Consider the following 17,399-nt stretch of genomic DNA (forward strand, 5'->3'; position numbering starts at 1 on the left):
CGCTGGGTTGGATGATGCTCCACCGCCGACTGGCCCGCGATTACGAGACCCGGCCCGACAACACCGAAGCCATGACCCGTATCGCGTCGATCGACAACCTCGCCCGGCGCATCACCGGCGAAACCACTCCAACCTGGCGAGACATATAACCGACGATTAATCGTGAACTTCGCTTTTCAGATGCCCTCTCAAGAGTCCCTGATGGCCGACTGTACTGCTACGTTTGCAACACTCAAGGGAACGCGTTCCTGCTCGATTCGCCGGTGACCCCGCAGTGCCGGGTCCAGCAAGCGCTGATACACCGCCCGCTCGGCGTCAGTCAGGTGTGGCAAGGGTTTGGGGACCCCGGGCTGTAGTGGCTTGCCATTGCGGTCGGTGTTGGTGCCGAAAGGTTCGTAGGCGTCGTAGGTGGCCTGGTCCATGAGGATACTGGTGGCCAGGACTCCGTCGTCGCGCCAGCCGTTGAGGATCTCGAAGCCGTAGGCGTCGATATCGCCCCAATACAACAGGTGGCGTGCGCTGGTGAGCCAGCTGAAGGCCGCTGCGGCCTTGCCGCCGAACCCGTCCCCCTCCACAGCGATGCCACCAGGTAGCGGCGGAAAGTGGATCGCGGTGTCCTTGTTCTCGGAGACGATCACGATGTCCGGCTGGTACGCCGGTGTGAACGTGTCGCCGACGGTCGCGCTGTCGTGGCGCCGCCCGCCCGTCGCGCGGTGGCCGGGGTCGAGGTAGGTGAAGTGGATCCGTGACGGGTGGGCCGGCAGCAGGCCGAGGGTTTCCCGGCCTGCGAGGTTCAGGATCAGTGGCTGGTGGGTGTTGAGCCATTTGGCGTGGATGCCGGGGATGGGGACCTGCCGTGGGGTGTATCCGGAGGCGTCGTTGCGGGTGAACCAAGTGGCAACTTCCAGCAGCAGGGCGAAGTCGGTGTCGGTGTGGCCGTCCGCGGCGCGGATGATGCGTTGTGGTTCGGGCACGGCAGGAAAGACATCGGCGAGTAACGCTGCTCGGCGTCGGCCGCGTTCGAGTCGTTCGGCCCAGTCGCCGCCGACGACGACAGCGGCATCGTCGGCGGTGAAGATCTCCAGGTGGCTGGGTACGTCTTGGACGGTGGTGAAAACCTGCCGCGACGCGGTGTGCAGTCGGGCGGGGTGTTGCGCGGCCCAGTCGCGCCAGGTGCGGATCAGCGGGTGAATGATCTTCTGCCATCCACTTTCCAGTGCGTCCTTCTTGTCGGGCACGCTCAGCGGGAACTTGTGCGGCCACGCCTGGCCGACTCCGACGGCCTGGTCGTGCCAGGTGCTCTCCAGCCTTCGTCGGGCATCGGCGACAACCTGATCCGGAGTCTTCACGCCGGCCCCTCATCGTCAGAGGTCTGCTGGGCAGGGGTCTGCCGACTCGGTTCGATCGCGTTGACCGACGAGTAGCCCTTGGGGCTCTTGACCATCAGCAGGACGCGGTCGGCGTGGGGCTCCAGCGAGGTGAACTTGTCGAACGGCGCCCCGATGATCAGCTGGAATCCCAGGCCCTTCCACGCATCGACTGAGCGGCCGGTGAACTCGCTGTCAGCTTTGACGAACCCTTCATCGAGGAACACCGGGGCGTAGCGGGGCCGGACGTTCTCGTCGTCGCCGAGTTGGAAGCGCAGCGCGGCCCCAACAATGAACGCGACCAGTTCCTGGGCTTCGCCTCCGGACTTTCCGCCGATCCTGTCGAAGGTGGCACGCTCGCGGCCTTCGGCATCGTAGGCGACGGCGGTGACGTTGATGTGCTTGCGGACGTCCAGGAAGTAGTCGCGGGTGTTCTTACCCCTTCCCTCGGGGCGGATCTGCTTCATGAATTGCTGAAGCCGGGCGAAGGCGGCTTGGACGTGGCCGTCGGTCATGCCGTCGACGTTCAGGCGCGCCAGGGCGTTGAGTTCGCGTTTGAACTTGGTGATGTCGTCGCGGTTCAGGATCCGTAGTTCGATCTTTAGTCGGTCGCGGCGCGCGCCGAAGGGCAGCCCGGCCAAAATGTTGTTGATGGGCGTGAGCCGATCGATGATCTCGTCGATGGCGTTGCCGAATGCTCCGGCGAGCGGGACAAGGTCTTGGCCGGACCAGTCAGTCAGGCGCCTGGTCCACTCCTCGCGACGTTTGTGCAGTCCGGTGGTCAGGATCCCGTCGAGGATCTTGCGGTAGGAGGGGTAGTCGTCGATGGAGTCGGACAGGTTCGGGTCGTTCCAGGTGTGCTGATAGTGACGGAACACCGTCTCCAGGGCCTGAGTGGCCTGCCGTGCCTTGGCTCGAGCGTCCTCGGCGGATGCGGCCAGGCGCTTTTCGAGACGTTTGACGCCGGTGGTGAAGCCGTTGAGATCGTCGGCGGTGGCGACCTCGGCGAACTCTGTGTTCAGGTAGGCGGTCTGCTCGTCGGTGAGGGTGACCGCCTGCTGGGCGTTGATCCGATCGATGGCGCCACTGATGGCGTCTTTTCGTTCGACCAGCTCGCTCCACGCCTTGTCGAGCCCTGACATTCGGGTGTCGGCACTGTAGTAGGCCTTGTTCGCCTCCCCCAGTTCTCGCTCGACGCCTTCCAGATCGGTGCGGAGTTTGCGCAGCGTGTCGTCGACTTTGAGGATGTCCTCACGCAGCTGCTGCTTGGCCCGGATGTCGTTTTCGATGCCGTCGGGGTCGATGTCTCTGAAGCGGGCGACAGCTAGGACGTGGCCATGGGCCACGCGATCCTCGGCCAGTGCGTTGATCTTCCGGTCGGCATCAGCCAGCTTTTGATCATGATGGATCAGGATCTTCTCGATCTCCTCGATGTCTTCGGCGATCTCGGCGAGGCGTTCGGTGTTGGTGAAGCCGATGACGTTAGGGGCACCTCGTTCGCCGTGGGCGCCGGAGGTGCCAGATCGGGTCTGGCCACTTGCGGTGACGCGAAGGCCGGGGCCGCGCAGGCCTTCCGGGCTGTCCACGCACAAGGCGTCGGTGTTGTCGGCGGTAAGGCGGTTCTGGACCCACGCGGTGAACGGGGAGTCTTTGTATTCGAGTTTCCCTGAGATCCGGTCGGGATGTCGGGTACGTGACCGTGCCGTGGCAGTCAGGTCGACGCCTTCGAAGCTGATCCGCCCTCGCAGCCGCAGCGGGTCGATGATCTTCGAGACATGGTCCAGCTGATCCGCGTCGACGAGCATGACCCTGGCCAGTCCGAACAAGGTGGTCTCGATGGCTTTGCGCCAACCCCGCTGATCGGGCGGGACGTCGATGAGTTCGCCGACGAACGGCAGCATCTCAGCATTGAGGTCGGTTTCTTCGGCGATCTGCATGCGGATCGCGTGGAGCTTGGGGTCCATACGGCCGGCGCGGCCAGACAGGGACTGTTGTTCCTCGAGCAGTTCACGTTTGAGCCCCAGCGGCTCGCGGGCTTCGTCTCTGATTGCGTCTCGCTCCTCGCGAGCGACCTTCGCGGCGTCTTCGTAGCCGTCCAGGAAGGCTGTGGCAGCGGTCTGCGTGCCAGCGAAATCGGATTCGTCGGACAGTACCAGGTGTAGGCGCTGGGTGTTGGTGTTGAAGGTTTTCCGTCGTGACCGGGCAGCCTCGCGATCCTGTCTGAGTTGCTCAATGGCCCGTTCCAGGCCGATGATCGTGGCGTTGGCTTCGTTGCCGCCCAGGTCGGCTTCTAGGTTGGTCTTGCGGCCGTTGAGCTCGATGCGCGAGTTCTCCGCTATGGCTTTGTCGGTCTTGGCTTCGCCGTGCAGGATGCGGTTCGTGGTCTCGGCCGTCTCCAGCAGCTTCTCCTCACACGTCAGCTTCCACAGCCCGAACGGGGAGTCGCCAGACATGATGTGGATGCCGAAGCCGTCGATGAGCCGGGCTTTGGCCAACTCGGCTTCACGGGTGTCGTTCAGCCCCGGGATCGGCTCCAGGACGCTGGCCTTGGCCTCCTCGGTGGCCATCGCTGTATGGGCGTCCTCCAGGTCGCCGAAGTGCTCCAGCGCCGCATCCGCTGCGGCATAGGTGCCGGGCAACTCCAGCACCATGGCGGTGTACAGGTCGTTGACGGAGCTGACCTGGTGGCCAGCTTGGATACGGGCCAGCAGCCGCAGCGCCCGGGCGCCATCGCCGCCGACGCCGATGCCCAGGCGGGTGAAGAACGCCTGCGAGAACGCGGCGTAGCTAGGGTGCATGCTCAGGTTCGGGAACGCGGCGGTCACTGAACGCTGATCGAACTTGTCGGCAGCGAACCGTTCCAGGGCACGCAGGTCGATGGCGCCGTCGATCGTGCACATCTTGCGGACCAGCTCACTGTCGCGCGCCGCCGAGCGCGGCACGTAGTACAGCCGCGCGACGGTGTAGCGCCGCTGCCTGTCATCGATGAACGTCAGCGCGATCGCGCCCCAGGTGGCGCTGTTTTGTCCCCGCAGCACCTGGTCGGCGAGTTCCCCGGTGGCGCTGTCCCGTCCGATGTCTTTCTTGCCGCGTAGGTACGACAGCAGGCTGCGCTGGTCCGCGCTGCGGGCCCGGCCGACGGTCGCGTCGTTGGAGGCCCCGTTGAACGGCACCGAGGAGTCCATTATCACGGCGATGTAGGCGTCCAGGAGCGTGGACTTGCCCGTGCCGGACGCCCCTGACAGCAGCGTCGAGGTGGGCGAGAACGACACGCTGGCGTGGCCGGCGAACCCGCCCCAGTTGACCAGCTGAAGAGTCTCCACCTTCCACTGCGTGATGCCAGCGTCAGCCCCAGGGATGTAGAACATCGAGTCCTGATGCACATTCACGCTAGCGCCTCCATCTCCACCACGTCCTCCGCGTCCTCCACGTCTTGCGGGTCATCGTCGATGTCGGTGCCGAGGTCCTCGGCGGTCGTGCCCTGTCCACCGTTCTTGGCGATCAGCCACTCGTGCAGTTCGGCCAGCCGGGCAAGCGGCAGCAGGACGGCGATGACCGAGGAGATCCGCAGCCGGTCAACGTCGTTGGTCCGGGTCAGGACCCGGCTGGCGACCATGTTGTCGACAGCTTTCTCCGCGCGCCCCTTGTCTCGCGACCGGTCGGTGGCATGCGGTGGCCGGAAGGTGGCGATGTAGTCGAGCAGCTCCTGCCGCTCGACGGTGACGTCGTCGTGGCCGGCCTGCTGCTCGGCGCGGTGCCGGTGCCGCAGATATGCCAGCAGGATCGTCTCCTCGCGGGTGTAGGCGGTGTTCTGCAGCAGGGTCGGGAAGTCGGCGCCATCGGAGATGACTTTCCTCTTGTAGGCGACCTCGTGCTGCAGGTCCAAGTGCAAGTCGAGGAACATGTCGTTGAGCCGTGACTTGATCAGCTGGCTGTGTTCGCGAATGACGCGCCACTCGGCGGGGTTGCCTGTGGCAGAGACGAACTTGTTCCGCATAAGGCATACCAGCGCGCGCCGTTGCTCCAGCGACAGGCCGCCTTCGTCGCCGGAGAACAGGGCGAGGGTGGACCGGTCGGCGTCGCTGTCGTCGGCGAGATCCTCGCCTGTCGCCGAGAATTGCTCGTCGTATCCGCTCAGCGCTTCCTCGAGGCTGTCGTCGATCTCCGACGAATTGAGCTCAAGCATCAGTGATTCCTTCATCAGCTGCGGCGGCAAGTCGTTCGGCGTGGTGGGAGGACAGCAAAGCGGTAGGGGCCAGGAAGGTGCGGCGGTGCCCGTCAGGGCGGATGGCACGGAACTCCTCGGTGGTCCCGTCGGCGATGGAGGAGTCGTCGAGGCCGGAGAGTATGTGCAGAAGTCCCAGGATCTCCACCGGTCGGCGAAGATCTGTCGGGAGAGCGTTGAACACCTGTGCTGCGGTTGCCACGCCGGACTCCATCAGCGCGTCGATGAGGGCGGCTCGCATCTGCTCTAGCGACGGGCCGCCCGCGGCCCTCAACTCCTCCACGCTCGGCGGGGCCGGAATGTCGTCGTCGGCCTGCCGCAGCGGAGGTGGTGGGGCGGCTGCGGCCGGGTCGTACATCTTCTCCCGCAAATGGCCGATCTTCGCCACCGGCGGCAGCAGGTCAACGTCGACCATCGATCTGGGCCCTGCTGTCTCCATCCAGGTCATCAACTCCCGCTGGATACCGCGAAGGACACGCTCCAACTCGCGCTCGGCGAGCGGGTCGTTGTTGACGATATGCTCCTTGAGGGTCTTGGACAGCCGGTGCCGCTGGTCCAGAACGTCCCTGGTGCCCTGGCGGATCACTGTAACCGTGCCCCGCAGCTCGGTCACGTCGCGCCCGTCCAGCGCCTCGGCAGCCGGGTGGCCGAGCAAGACCTGGATGTTCTCGCGCAGCTCGTTCATTAGCTCTGCGTCTCGCAGCAGCTCGAATGCGCCGTCGAAAGCCCGTCCCTCAGGGGTGGTCCGCAGTAGGCGGTCCTGGCTCTCCAGATACTCGTCCAGAACCTCGCCGACCACTCGCTCTTCGTCACGCAGGTCCCGCAGGATCTGGCGGTGCATATCAAGCATGGATTCCTCGACGCGTTTGAAGTCCGATGGCAGCTGGCCGATTAAGTCCATGAGGTTGGCGTATCCGTCGAGCATCCGATCCTCGGATGCGGCGGCCACGCCGCCGCCGCCGGCGATGCGGTCGCGCTCGACCTCCAACTCGCGGATCTGCGCGTTCAGGCGATCGACACGATCCTGGGGATCTGCCGAGGCCTCGGTCGCCCAGCGCCGGACCGTGTCCAGGATCATCGTCAGGCGGGACTCGGAGACCAGCGCCCGATCTCGCGACAGGTTTTGAATCAGGTCGAGAGCTTCCAGTGACGACGATGTCAGCGAGTACACCAGGCTGCCGTCCGGGGCGTTGTCGCGGAACAGCCACTGGTTCTTCACCCACGCGTTGCACAACACCCTGCCGCTCTCCGAGGCCGGCACCTCGATGCCTTCACCGAGCATCTCGCCGAGGTACGTGTCGACCTGCGTATGGAGGGCGTCCACCTGGATCGAACGCTGGTCTCGGGAGAACGCGCTGCGCAGCACAGCCACCCGGAACGCACCCCATTTACCATCAAGCAGCCTCAGAGTAGGGCGAGCTAGGGCATCTCCGGCACGTGCCAGTTCGCCGACAACGCCACTCATTCACCCACCTGCCATAGTTTTCGCACGGATTTCCTGTCGCAGGGTAAGTCACGCTCAAGACCGCATATCGATATGTCGCATTCGCTACGATTCACGATCAGCGAATGACGGATCTGTGGGAGCTGCGCCATCGTCGCTACTCGATTCGGCCGGAATAGTGAGGCACGCCTATAGCTGCGGCCAATTGATTGAAGGCCCCGCGCCGACGGCGTGTTCTGCAGTACCGCGTTGGCTCCCCAGCGTGACATGGCTTCTACCCCGCCACGCGGTGCTGGGCGAGCTTGCTCAGCACCACCTGGTTGGCCTCCCAACCGTCGGGAAACTTCGCCTCGACCGACAGGTGTACCGGCTCGGTCGAAGCATGGCTGTCCAGCAGATCACTGACTCCAGTGCGTGCGACCACGATGCACGCCTGGCGGTGGCGAGAGGTGAGCACGCACAGCCGTCCCGCCTCCAGGTGGAACGTGCTCGCATCCCGGCGACCCGACAGCGGATGCACGACGATGACGACCTCGAACTCGCGGCCCTGCAATCGGTTGGCAGTGTCGACCGTCACTGCTGGCGCGGCGGAGTTACCGCTGAGGACGAGCGCGGCGCGCACCAGGTCGGCTTGGTCCCGGTGGGCTACTCCGATTGCCAGATCGCTGGCGTTCAAGGGCCGGCCGCTCGGATGGCGCTCGCACGTGCCGACCGCGCCGCGCTCCAGCAGGCGGGCTGCTAGGTTGGCGGCGGCCTGGATGGTTTCGGTGTCGGTGCGCGCGACATGACGGCGCGGTAGCTCGTGCAGCGCCCATCCGGTAGTGAACGCCATCTTCAGGGTCTCGTCCAGGTAGGTGTCGCCGAACCCGGCGGTGCGGAACTCCAAGCCACGGACGTCCGGGCCGGTGCCAGCGCGGAAGCCTTCGAACGGGTAGAACGCCGCAGAGATGGTGGGTGCGGCCGATGCCGGAAGTCGCCAGGAGACCGGTAGCCGATGTACAGGGATGCCCTTGTTGTGCTCCAGCATCACCGTCACCCCATTGAGCGTCGGGTCATGCGGCAACCCAATCCACCGCTCGGTGCCAACGACGGTGAAAGGGTCCAGCTGTCCGGGATCACCGACGAACAAGCCGCGGTCGAACCGCTCGACGATCTGCAGCAACATGTCCGAGCGCATCTGGTAGGACTCGTCCAGGATCGCCCAGCCGAACGTGCCGTCGCGGACCGTGGCCCACTTGGCTGAGGTGCCGACGATGATCTGGCAGCCGGCCAAGTCTCGCAGCGTGTTGCCGACGACGGTATTGAGCGGGTCGGATACGGCCGGCGGCGGGAGGTAACTGGAGGCGGACAGCCTGCCGATGGTGACATTGGGGCGTGCGGCAGCCAGACGCACTATGAGGTCGTCGACCTGGTTGTTGGTCTGCGCAACGATGATCGAGTGCTCGGCACCATCGGCGAGTTCGCCGGCGGCGCGCACCACTAGGGTGCTCTTCCCAGCTCCCGGCGGGGAGTCAACGACCACCGCCTTGCGGCTGGTGTGGGATAGGTCGTCCATGATCGCGTTGATCGCCGTATCGGCGGCCGCGGCCGGGTCGAACGCCGCCACATGGTCAGTCTGCATTGCCCCACTCCTCGGCGGCGTTGTCTTCAGGGTTGGTGTCGGGGTCGTCGTCGGCCGGGCTGCTGTGCGTCCACGGCATGCTGTCCGGCTCTGGGAACACCGGGGTCGGCCGCCAGCCGGGGTCGGGCAGGTAGTCCATGTGTTGCCCCAGCACGGGCACGGAGCCTTTCAGGGGGACGACGCCACGACCCATGCCGCCGGTGACCTCGACGAGGATCTGCGTCGATGCCCCGTCCGGGACCGAGGCGATGATCAGCGCCTTGTGGCTGTTCGGCATCGACGGGCTGATCAGGGTGACTCCGGGAGCCAGGCGAACTGGGTCGTAGGTGGTCACGGTGATCCGCGGCCGGGGGACGCGCCTATTCTTTGCGGTGGTGACCACCCGGTCGGGCTCGGCGCCGGTGACGACGCCGGCGAACGCCTCGCCCATGCTGCGCCGGTCGGCGAGGGCCAGCGGGTCATCGAAGGCCATGTCAGCCTCGAAATCGGCCTGGGCCCGCTCCAGTCGGCTCAGCCGCCGTGCTGCGCCGATCGCGCCGTCGTGTTTGCGCTGCGGCAGGCCGCCACCATCCTGATAGTCGGAGTAGGCGGTGAAGGAGGCGAGGTCGCGTTCGAACCGAGCGGCGGTGCGTGGCGCTTCCGGGACGGCACGCAACAGGGAGACCGCTGCCCACATTAGCCGCCAGGTGGGTTTGATCTGCTCGCCGATCAGCTCCCGCAGGTCAGCCTCAGCAGCGGCAGTCGCCGCGATGTCGCCGCGGGCATAGGTGTCATCGAACCGACGTATTGCCGGTGCGAGGTAGGTCTTGTCGAACTCCGGAGAGGTCGCGGGGCCCGCCGGCGGGCACACGGCCGGATTCTCGGCGTCGGCGATGGCCTGCGCGACGCTCAAGCCCTCGGGCGGGTCGATCCATCCCATGATCGAGGCAAGGTTCTGGTCCTCCATGGTGCTCTGCCCGGTGGCCCAGTGCTCGGCGAGCATCCCGGTGACCGGCAGCAGCATTGAAGTTCCGGCCTGCTCGGCGGTCTCGGCCAGGAACGTCAGCCACATTCCCAGCTGTGGCACCACCGGCGCCACCGGGTAGGGGCCCTCAGCCTTGCGGTACCGACACATCCGGCCGAGGTCGATCAGGGCTTTGATGCCGCCGGGGTTGGGGACCAGGATCTGGGGAGCGTCGGTGTACCGGGAGGTTGGGCCCTCAACGCGGGAAGCCACCTCGCGACGGTGCAGTCGGTGGGAGTCGATGTAGTTCATCACGATTCGGCCGAGATCGGCGGCGAACGCGAAACGCTGGTCTCGGTTGCGTGGCTGGGCGACGACCAGCAGCTTCGGGGCCGTCCGGGACGTCCCTGCCATCGCCGCCAGCGGGGCACCGGCCTCGCCCGCCATGGTCAACGGCACGATCACCAGCGGCTTGGCTGACAGACGCCGGTGTCGGAAGACGGTGAGCGACACCGCCCGCATCTGCTCCATCGCCTCCAGGTGCGCCATCGCTGACACTCTGCTCATGCCGTAGCCCCCGCCCCGTCGGCCTGGCCCAAGACCTCGGTGCGCAGGCGAGCGGCGTGCCGCAGCGCGGCGGCCATCTCGGCCTGGTCCGCGTCTGGTGTGAGCTCGCCGCGCGCCAGGCCCAGGGCCATGGTGGCGGTGTCGATTCCGCCGAGCTGCTCGCGCACCGCAGAACCGAGTACATCCAGCGACGCGCATGCGCGAGCACGGGACCGGCAGAAGAAGGCCATCTCGCAGTGGCTCAAGCAGTCCGGGCGATACAGCGCAGGCACCTGATCCAAGGCCTCGGCGAGTTCTTCGGCCGGGCGCAGCGCCCGGCCGGACTTATCGATGGCGAGGTCGAAGGTGAGGTCTTCGGGTAGCAGAGACACCAGGTCGCCGATGTGCTCGATCCGGGTCAGCTGGCGGGTCAGCGTGGCGACCTGCTTACGGGCGTCGACGAACGCCGCGGTGGGGCTGTTGGTGAAGTCCTTGGGCGCGACGAGCAGCATCGTGTCGGACACGGCGTCCGGGCCGATCCCGGCATCCGCCAGCATCGCGCGCAACGCGATGACATAGGCGCTGGCCTGCGTCGTCGCCGCCTTGACCTGGGCCGCGTCGGCCCGGCCGTCGATGATCGGGAAGCTCTTGATCTCCACGACGTGGAACCGGTCTTCGATGCGGAACGCCACCAGGTCCGGCTCGAGGAACACCGTGTGCCCGCCGACCTGCAGACGCAGCATGGGGTGGTCATACAGCGTTCCGGGAGATTTCCCGAGAGCCGTGTTCACCAGCAACTGCCGGGTGCGGGAGTGACGAACTTCGGGGCTGGCGTTACCGCCGACGTCGTTCAGGTCCTGATACGCCACCTCCGGCAGCGTCAGTTTCAAGGTTTCGCGCAGCACGCGGATCAGCTCCGCGCAGCCGTTCGCCTTAACCAACGCTTCGAATACGTTGCCACGGGCGATAGCGAAGGGGGACTGGCCGAACGGCGTCGGGAAGCCGGCATGCGCGGCGATTGCGGCCTTGTCGGAGCCGGAGGCATCCAGAACGGCCCGAAGCGTACAGCGGGGGTTGTTCTCCAACGCGGCCAAAGACCGGGCGCTGTAGGTCAGGCGCGGTGCGGAGCCGCGTAGCCCGTCGAGACGTTCGTCGACTGCTGCTTTCACGGTGTCGGGATCCTTGAAGGGGACGAAGGGATCGCTGGCGGGGTCAAGCTTCGGCTTGGTGTTTGCTGACGTTACCCAGCGGCGCGCCGAACAGCTGCTGGGCATCGGTGAACCGGTGTGCGCGCCGGGCTGCCGCCGCGCGGTCGGCGCGGTCGGTGTCTATGTGCACCTGCAGTTCCGCACCCGCGGCGTCCATCACCTGCCGCGGGTCTACGGGGTGCTCGTGGCTGGCCGGGCCCGTCGGCGCCGCATCAGGGATACTCGCCGCGAAACGCCACAGTAGCCGCAGCGCCGCCGGGCTGGGTCCGGTTTGACTGGACCCGGCCACAGCCTGCACCGCCTCGGCCACGCGGATCGCACTGGAGAGGTAGTCGACGCGAGGTGACAGCGGGCCGATAATGCGTTGCTCCAGTGCCCAGGTGCTGACTGTGATGAGCGCGCGCATCGGGGACAGCAGGTCATACGCAAGTGCAGGACACAGGTAGTAGGGCCGCGAGCCGGGGGTCGCCCGATAGGAGCGCTCCTCGTCCCGGCGCAGGCTGGAAAGTTTGGCAGCAGTCAACTCACCGACGAAGAACGCCTCATGCACGCTGACGATCAGCTTCGGCGCCGCCGGCACACCGAGGAGCATCAACACCCGGTGCACGTGTTCCCGGGCCGGCAGCATCGCCCCCCCCATTCTCAGCGCGGGTGCCGACGGTGGCGCATGCGTCTCCGCTGGAGCGTCATCGGTGTCGACGAGGGCGTCCCAGGCCCGTTCAGCGCGGCGGAGTTGGGCGCGCAGCTCCGCGGTACGCTCAGCGTCCCCGGTCGCATCACGGATGGCGCGGCGCAGCTGGTTGATGCGCGTTTCTAGTGCGTCCAACGGATCACTCATGGACCACACCATACCAGTCTTCCCGAGTCTTCCAGACTTTCCCCTGGTCTTGGTGTACGGTCGTCTTCAACATCCTTCCGACCGCGTCGTCGCCGCCAGCGGCGATCCCGCGGATCTTCCCCTGGAGGCATCCCGTGACGGGACGCGTATTCCACACCTCCGACTGGCACCTGGGCCGCCAGATCGGCCGCCACCGACGCGACGCCGAATTCGACGCCGTCCTGGCCGAGATCGTTGAAATTGCCGCCGATTTCCGGCCCGACCTCATCGTGCACAGCGGAGACCTATTCGACAGCTCCCGGCCAGGGCTGGACGACATCGTTCGCGCTGCGCAGACGCTTCGCCGCCTCGAACAGGTCGCCCCGGTCGTCGTCGTCGCCGGCAACCACGACACGCGCAACGTGCTGACGTTCCTGGAGTTCATCCTGAACGACATGGGCAGACAGGACAGAACGCAGGCGCGGGTCCGCTTCGCCACCGACGCCCGCCCCGACGGGCTTCTCATCGCTGAATACCCCGCTGCCGACGGGGAGTCGACCATCCGGATCGGCGCGCTGCCGTACCTGCACCCCAACCGGTTCGCCTACGACTTTGCCGACCCGGCGACTGCGACCGCGGCCTACGCCGAGCGGATGCGCGCCGTCCAGGCCGACGTCCACCAGCGCCTGACCTCGGGCGCCAGGCCGGACCACCTTCTGGTCTTCGCCGCCCACCTGTTCGTCGAAGGCGCCGTCCCGTCGCGTTCGGAGAAGCCGATAAGCATCGCAGACGACTACGCCGTCGTAGCGGGCGCCCTACCAGGCGTCGTTTACGGCGCTCTGGGCCACATCCACAAACCTCAAGCGATCACCAGCGCCCCCTTCCCTGCCTATTACGCTGGCAGCCCACTGCAGCTGGACTTCGGCGAGATCAACGACACCAAGAGCGTGGTGCTGGCCGAGATCGCGCCGGGCCGCGAACCCCGCATCACCACCGAGCCGCTGACGTCGGGCCGCCGCCTGGTCAAACTCGAGGGCACGTTGGACGAGATCGCACAACGCGCCGGCCGCGTCGGCGACGCCTGGGTGAAAGCCGTGGTGAAGGCTGAAGCCTCCAACCCGCATCTGGGCGAGACCCTGCAGAAGATGCTTCCGGAAGCGACGCTCGTCATCATCGACGAGATCCGCCCCGGAGCGGCGAACCGCGTGCTAGATCGCAGCGCGGCTGCCGAAGAACTGCCCGGCGTCGACGAGCTTCTCCGCTCGTACCTGGACGACCGAGGCACCAGCGGCGTCGGCCTCGATCGTGTCATGGCCGCCTTCGGCGCCTTGTGCGACGAGCCGGACCCGGAGGCTCCCTCCCCGTGCTGTGAGGAGACGCTGCTGTCTGCGGCCATCGCCGGCTCCGGTCTGGACGGGATCGACCGGTCCGGCCTACTCACCGCGATCCCCTCGCCGGAGGGCGTGCGATGAAGCCTTTGACGCTGTCGCTGACCGGGTTCCGCAGCTATCCCAACCCGGTCACCGTAGCCTTCACCGGCAAGACCCTAATCGCCGCGCTCGGCGACACAGGCGCCGGCAAGAGCAGCCTGCTAGAGGCCATTACGTTCGCCTTGTTCGGCAGGAGCTCCTGGGACGGCAAGGCGTCCCGCCAGCTCATCGCCGACGGTACGTCGGCCATGAGCGTCGAGCTGCTCTTCCTGCACAACGACGAGCGGTGGCAGGTGCACCGCACGAGCCACGCCACCAACCCCAACGCTGGCCGGCACCACCTGAAGAACATGGACACCGGCGAAGAAGCCGACGGCGCCACCAGCGTCAATATGCGTATCAAGACCCTGCTGCATATGAACGACGAGACGTTCCTGCGCGCCGCACTGCTTCCGCAAGGCCGCTTCGACCGGCTGCTGGTCGCCACCATGAGGGACCGCTCCAAACTACTCCGTGAGCTGTTCGGCGCCGACTCCCTGGAGACCGTCCGCGCTCAAGCCGACCGCCAGCTGCACTCCGTCGAGCAGCTATTGGCCGTGGCCACGGTAAAGCGGGACACCATGCCGGCCGACCCCGAGCAGACCGCGAACGACGCCTGCCTCGCCGCCGAAACCGCCGAGGCGATCGCTGGCCGCCTGGAGAGCACCATCACCGCCGTCAAGGCGTTGCAGAACCAGGCCTCTCAGGCCGAAACCGCTGCCGCAGCGGCACGCACGCAGGCACAGACCCTATCGACGCTCGCCACCACCGACGCCGACGCGGTCCTGGCCCGGCTCGAGCCCATTACTGCTCAAATCGCCGACCGACGCAATGATCTGGACCGCCGCGCCAGCGCCGCCGTTGCCACCGAAAGCGACCTCACCTCAGCCATCGGGGGCGCGGACCGCGATGGCGAAGGACTCGCTGCGCTCGGCCAGGCGGCAGCGTTGCTGGAAACCCTCGCCGCCCGCACCGAGGAACAGCGGACAGAACACGACCGGCTGACTGCGACCGCCGACCAGCTTGCCGCCGAAGCCGCCGACATCACCGATGCCCAGAGGGAACTTGCGGTCCGTGCCACCCGTGCCGACCCCCTCACTACCGCCGCTGCGGCCGCAGCCGACCTCAGCGCGAAGGTCCGCACTCGCGTATCGGCAACCCGCGAGGCGGTAACAGCAACGGCAACCGCGGCCCGGCAGGTCGCCGATGCTACGCAGGCCCAAACGACCGCGGAACAGAAGCGGGATGAACTCCAGGTTCGCATCGCACCGGCCGAACAACAGGCCGAGGACGCCCAAAAAGAGCTCACCGCCGCGCAGACGCTCCTGGAATCCTTGCGCTCACGCGACCGCGTCGCCGAGTTCGCTGCTGAACTGCACCCCGGCGACGACTGCCCAGTGTGCCAGAGGGCCGTTCCCGACGACTTCGAACCCGTGAGCAAGGCCGGCACCGCCGCCATCAGAAAGGCGAACGCGGACCTGCGCACCGCCCAGGAACTGCTGGTGGACGCCAACACCCGAGTCGCCGAGGCTAAGGCTGCACTGGCAGCTGCCGAGACCAGTGTCAAGGAACGTGAAACTGCACGCCGAAAGGCTGCCTCCCGCGCTGCGCAGGCCGCCGACACCGCCGACACGATGCTGCAGGAACTCTCCTCGTCGGCGAGTGACGCCGTGCCAGGCGCCCAATTCGACACGGTTGCTGCCCAGGCGACCCTCCAACACGCCATCGCGGTACTGACCACCGCTCCCGCCGACGACGCGGCAGCATCGGAACTCGCCGCGCCGATCACCACCGCGCTGTTCGAGTACGAACAGGTCGCCGCCAGTCACGCCGAACAGCTGCACAGCAAAGCTGCCGGCTACACCGCCACTATCGCCGCCGACGGCAAAGCCCTGGACCAACGCAAGGCGGCCTACGAACGAGGACTGGCCGACAATGACGCCGCCAATAAGCGGCACACGGCCGCAACCGCCAGACTGGCCGCCGCCGTTGGTTCCTTGCCTTCGCGCTTCAGACAAGTGCTGCCCGCCGAATGGCTCGCCATCACCGCAGCCGAGGCGAATGCCGCGGCCGCTCAGGTCAACGCCCGCATGGCCGAAGTCCAGAAGCTTATCGACGATCGGGAACGAGCCCGCGCTGAGGCAGCCGAGGTGAGCAGACTGCAGCGCGACCTCGAGCGGGAAGCGGCGGCCGCAGTCGATCGTCCGCTGGGCCAACTGCGTGCCTCCCTCGAGGTCTGGTCTCAAGCCGCCCAGCAGGCCGCCTCCCGGCTGAACGACGGCCAGGCCGCAGACATCGAGGTGCCCCGCGTTGACACCGATGCCGCCGACATCGGGGAGCTGAGATCGGTTGCCGCGGCCCTGTCGACGTCCACCGCCGCACTGGACCGTGAACTGCACGCTGACGCGGCCCGGTGCGCTTCGCGCGAAGCCGACGCCGTCGCCGCTCTCGGCGAGTACGCCAAGGAACTCTCCGACATCGAAGGTTTGGACACCTCGATCGATCTGACAACCCCGGACGCGCTAATCACCCTGGCGACCGCCGCCGGCCACGCGAAGCGCGAGGCCGCCGGCCGGCGCAAGGAACAACAGACCGCGCAAGAACAGATCAGACCGGCTGCCGACCTGGACTTCGCCATCACCGCCGGACAGACAAGGCTGGACACGTTGAGCGTGCTGCGCCGGGAGCTCGTCGACGCCAAGTTCCTTGGGCACCTGACCACGCTGCGGACCCGCGCTCTGCTCGGCGTTGCCAGCGACCTGCTCGGGCAGATGTCCGACGACCGGTTCGGCTTCGCCGAGACCTTCGACATCATCAGCCGAGGCTCCGGGGTGGAACACCATCCCAACCGGCTCTCCGGCGGAGAGAAGTTCCTCGCCTCGCTCGCCCTCGCGCTGGCTCTGGCCGAGATGCATTCCCGCGGCGGTACGCGCCTTGGTTCGCTGTTCCTCGACGAAGGCTTCGCGGCGCTGGATACCACCACCCTCGAGGCGGCGCTGGAAGTGCTCCGGGCACAAGCCGGGGGTGACCGTCTGGTCATGGTGATCAGCCACCTGCACGCTATCGCCGAAGCCGTCGACGACGTGTTGTGGGTGGAGAGGACCCCTGCAGGATCCTCGGCGCGCTGGCTGACCCAGGAGGAACGCGACGAGTTGGTGCAGGCGAATCTGGCCAGCGGGCTGCAAACGCTGGCATGACGCAGAGAGCATCCCGTGTGCCTCTACTTGGCCCCAAGACCGCAGCGGACGATGGCACACGGGATGCAACTCTCTGCGCGCACACTCCTGCATTCCTCGCCGGAGCCGCACGGCACACGCACTCTGAGAGCGGCCGGCAACCTGTCTGCCAGCCTCGGCGGTAGCCCGATTACCGACAGCGACCGGGGTCGACGTCGCAGACGGTAATCGGATTCGGGAAGATCGACGATCTCGCCTCTTGCAAGTAGTCGCCAGTACGGCCCGCTCGTCGACGAACTCGCCGTCGCGCCGGTGCTCGGTGGGTGGGACCACGATCGCGAGGACGAGCGTGTCGCTGCCCACGTTGCGGCCGAGTCAGAAGACCAGCCCTTCGTTGGACCGGTGCTCACCACTGCTGGCCCTGCAGCGCGGACCTGGTCGGGGCTCCATCGGACTTTTTGACCTGTGATTATTTGCTATGGCTTTCGGCGTTGTGTTTTAACGTGGCGTTCCGGGTAGCGCCTTAGAGCGTATCGGCGAGCAATTGATGTTTGAACCGGTCAGCGCGATTTCGGGCGGTGTG

General features: G+C 66.6%; 10 protein-coding genes and 1 pseudogene. 3 read left to right on the top strand and 8 right to left on the bottom strand.

Annotated features, from left to right (window positions below):
- Nucleotides 1-149: pseudogene (locus Ssi02_RS26015) on the top strand (IS5/IS1182 family transposase); the annotation flags it as partial.
- Nucleotides 150-188: 39 nt separating this feature from the next.
- Here the strand turns inward: Ssi02_RS26015 and Ssi02_RS26020 are convergent.
- The 8 genes from Ssi02_RS26020 to Ssi02_RS26055 form a co-directional block, all read right to left on the bottom strand.
- Nucleotides 189-1,349 carry a Wadjet anti-phage system protein JetD domain-containing protein gene (locus Ssi02_RS26020; protein WP_204030199.1) on the bottom strand — a complete coding sequence of 387 codons (1,161 nt, stop codon included), beginning with the start codon at nt 1,347-1,349 and terminating at the stop codon, nt 189-191.
- On the bottom strand, nt 1,346-4,756 hold the full coding sequence (locus tag Ssi02_RS26025; RefSeq protein ID WP_204030200.1) for an ATP-binding protein: 3,411 nt from the start codon (nt 4,754-4,756) through the stop codon (nt 1,346-1,348). The genes Ssi02_RS26020 and Ssi02_RS26025 overlap by 4 nt, the downstream gene beginning before the upstream one ends.
- The gene (locus Ssi02_RS26030; RefSeq protein ID WP_204030201.1) at nt 4,753-5,553 is read right to left on the bottom strand and encodes a DUF4194 domain-containing protein; all 801 of its coding nucleotides are present in this window, start codon (nt 5,551-5,553) and stop codon (nt 4,753-4,755) included. Before Ssi02_RS26030 ends, Ssi02_RS26025 begins: the two co-directional genes overlap by 4 nt.
- Nucleotides 5,546-7,057, bottom strand: a complete 1,512-nt coding sequence (locus Ssi02_RS26035) for a DUF3375 family protein (RefSeq protein WP_204030202.1) — start codon at nt 7,055-7,057, stop codon at nt 5,546-5,548. Before Ssi02_RS26035 ends, Ssi02_RS26030 begins: the two co-directional genes overlap by 8 nt.
- Nucleotides 7,058-7,310: 253 nt before the next feature.
- Nucleotides 7,311-8,657 (bottom strand): AAA domain-containing protein, encoded by a 1,347-nt coding sequence (locus Ssi02_RS26040; RefSeq protein WP_204030203.1) that lies wholly within the window; start codon nt 8,655-8,657, stop codon nt 7,311-7,313.
- Nucleotides 8,647-10,167 (bottom strand): hypothetical protein, encoded by a 1,521-nt coding sequence (locus Ssi02_RS26045; RefSeq protein WP_204030204.1) that lies wholly within the window; start codon nt 10,165-10,167, stop codon nt 8,647-8,649. The genes Ssi02_RS26040 and Ssi02_RS26045 overlap by 11 nt, the downstream gene beginning before the upstream one ends.
- Nucleotides 10,164-11,315 (bottom strand): hypothetical protein, encoded by a 1,152-nt coding sequence (locus Ssi02_RS26050; protein WP_204030205.1) that lies wholly within the window; start codon nt 11,313-11,315, stop codon nt 10,164-10,166. The genes Ssi02_RS26045 and Ssi02_RS26050 overlap by 4 nt, the downstream gene beginning before the upstream one ends.
- Nucleotides 11,316-11,358: 43 nt before the next feature.
- The gene (locus tag Ssi02_RS26055; protein ID WP_204030206.1) at nt 11,359-12,192 is read right to left on the bottom strand and encodes a hypothetical protein; all 834 of its coding nucleotides are present in this window, start codon (nt 12,190-12,192) and stop codon (nt 11,359-11,361) included.
- Nucleotides 12,193-12,326: 134 nt separating this feature from the next.
- Here Ssi02_RS26055 and Ssi02_RS26060 point away from each other — a divergent pair, with 134 nt between their 5' ends.
- Nucleotides 12,327-13,643: a metallophosphoesterase family protein gene (locus tag Ssi02_RS26060; RefSeq protein ID WP_204030207.1), complete on the top strand. Its 1,317-nt coding sequence runs from the start codon at nt 12,327-12,329 to the stop codon at nt 13,641-13,643.
- Entirely contained in the window at nt 13,640-16,837 is a 3,198-nt protein-coding gene (locus tag Ssi02_RS26065; protein ID WP_204030208.1) for an AAA family ATPase, read from the top strand. Before Ssi02_RS26060 ends, Ssi02_RS26065 begins: the two co-directional genes overlap by 4 nt.
- Nucleotides 16,838-17,399: the final 562 nt, after the last annotated feature.

Source organism: Sinosporangium siamense, from assembly GCF_016863435.1.
In the GTDB taxonomy this organism is placed as follows: domain Bacteria; phylum Actinomycetota; class Actinomycetes; order Streptosporangiales; family Streptosporangiaceae; genus Sinosporangium; species Sinosporangium siamense.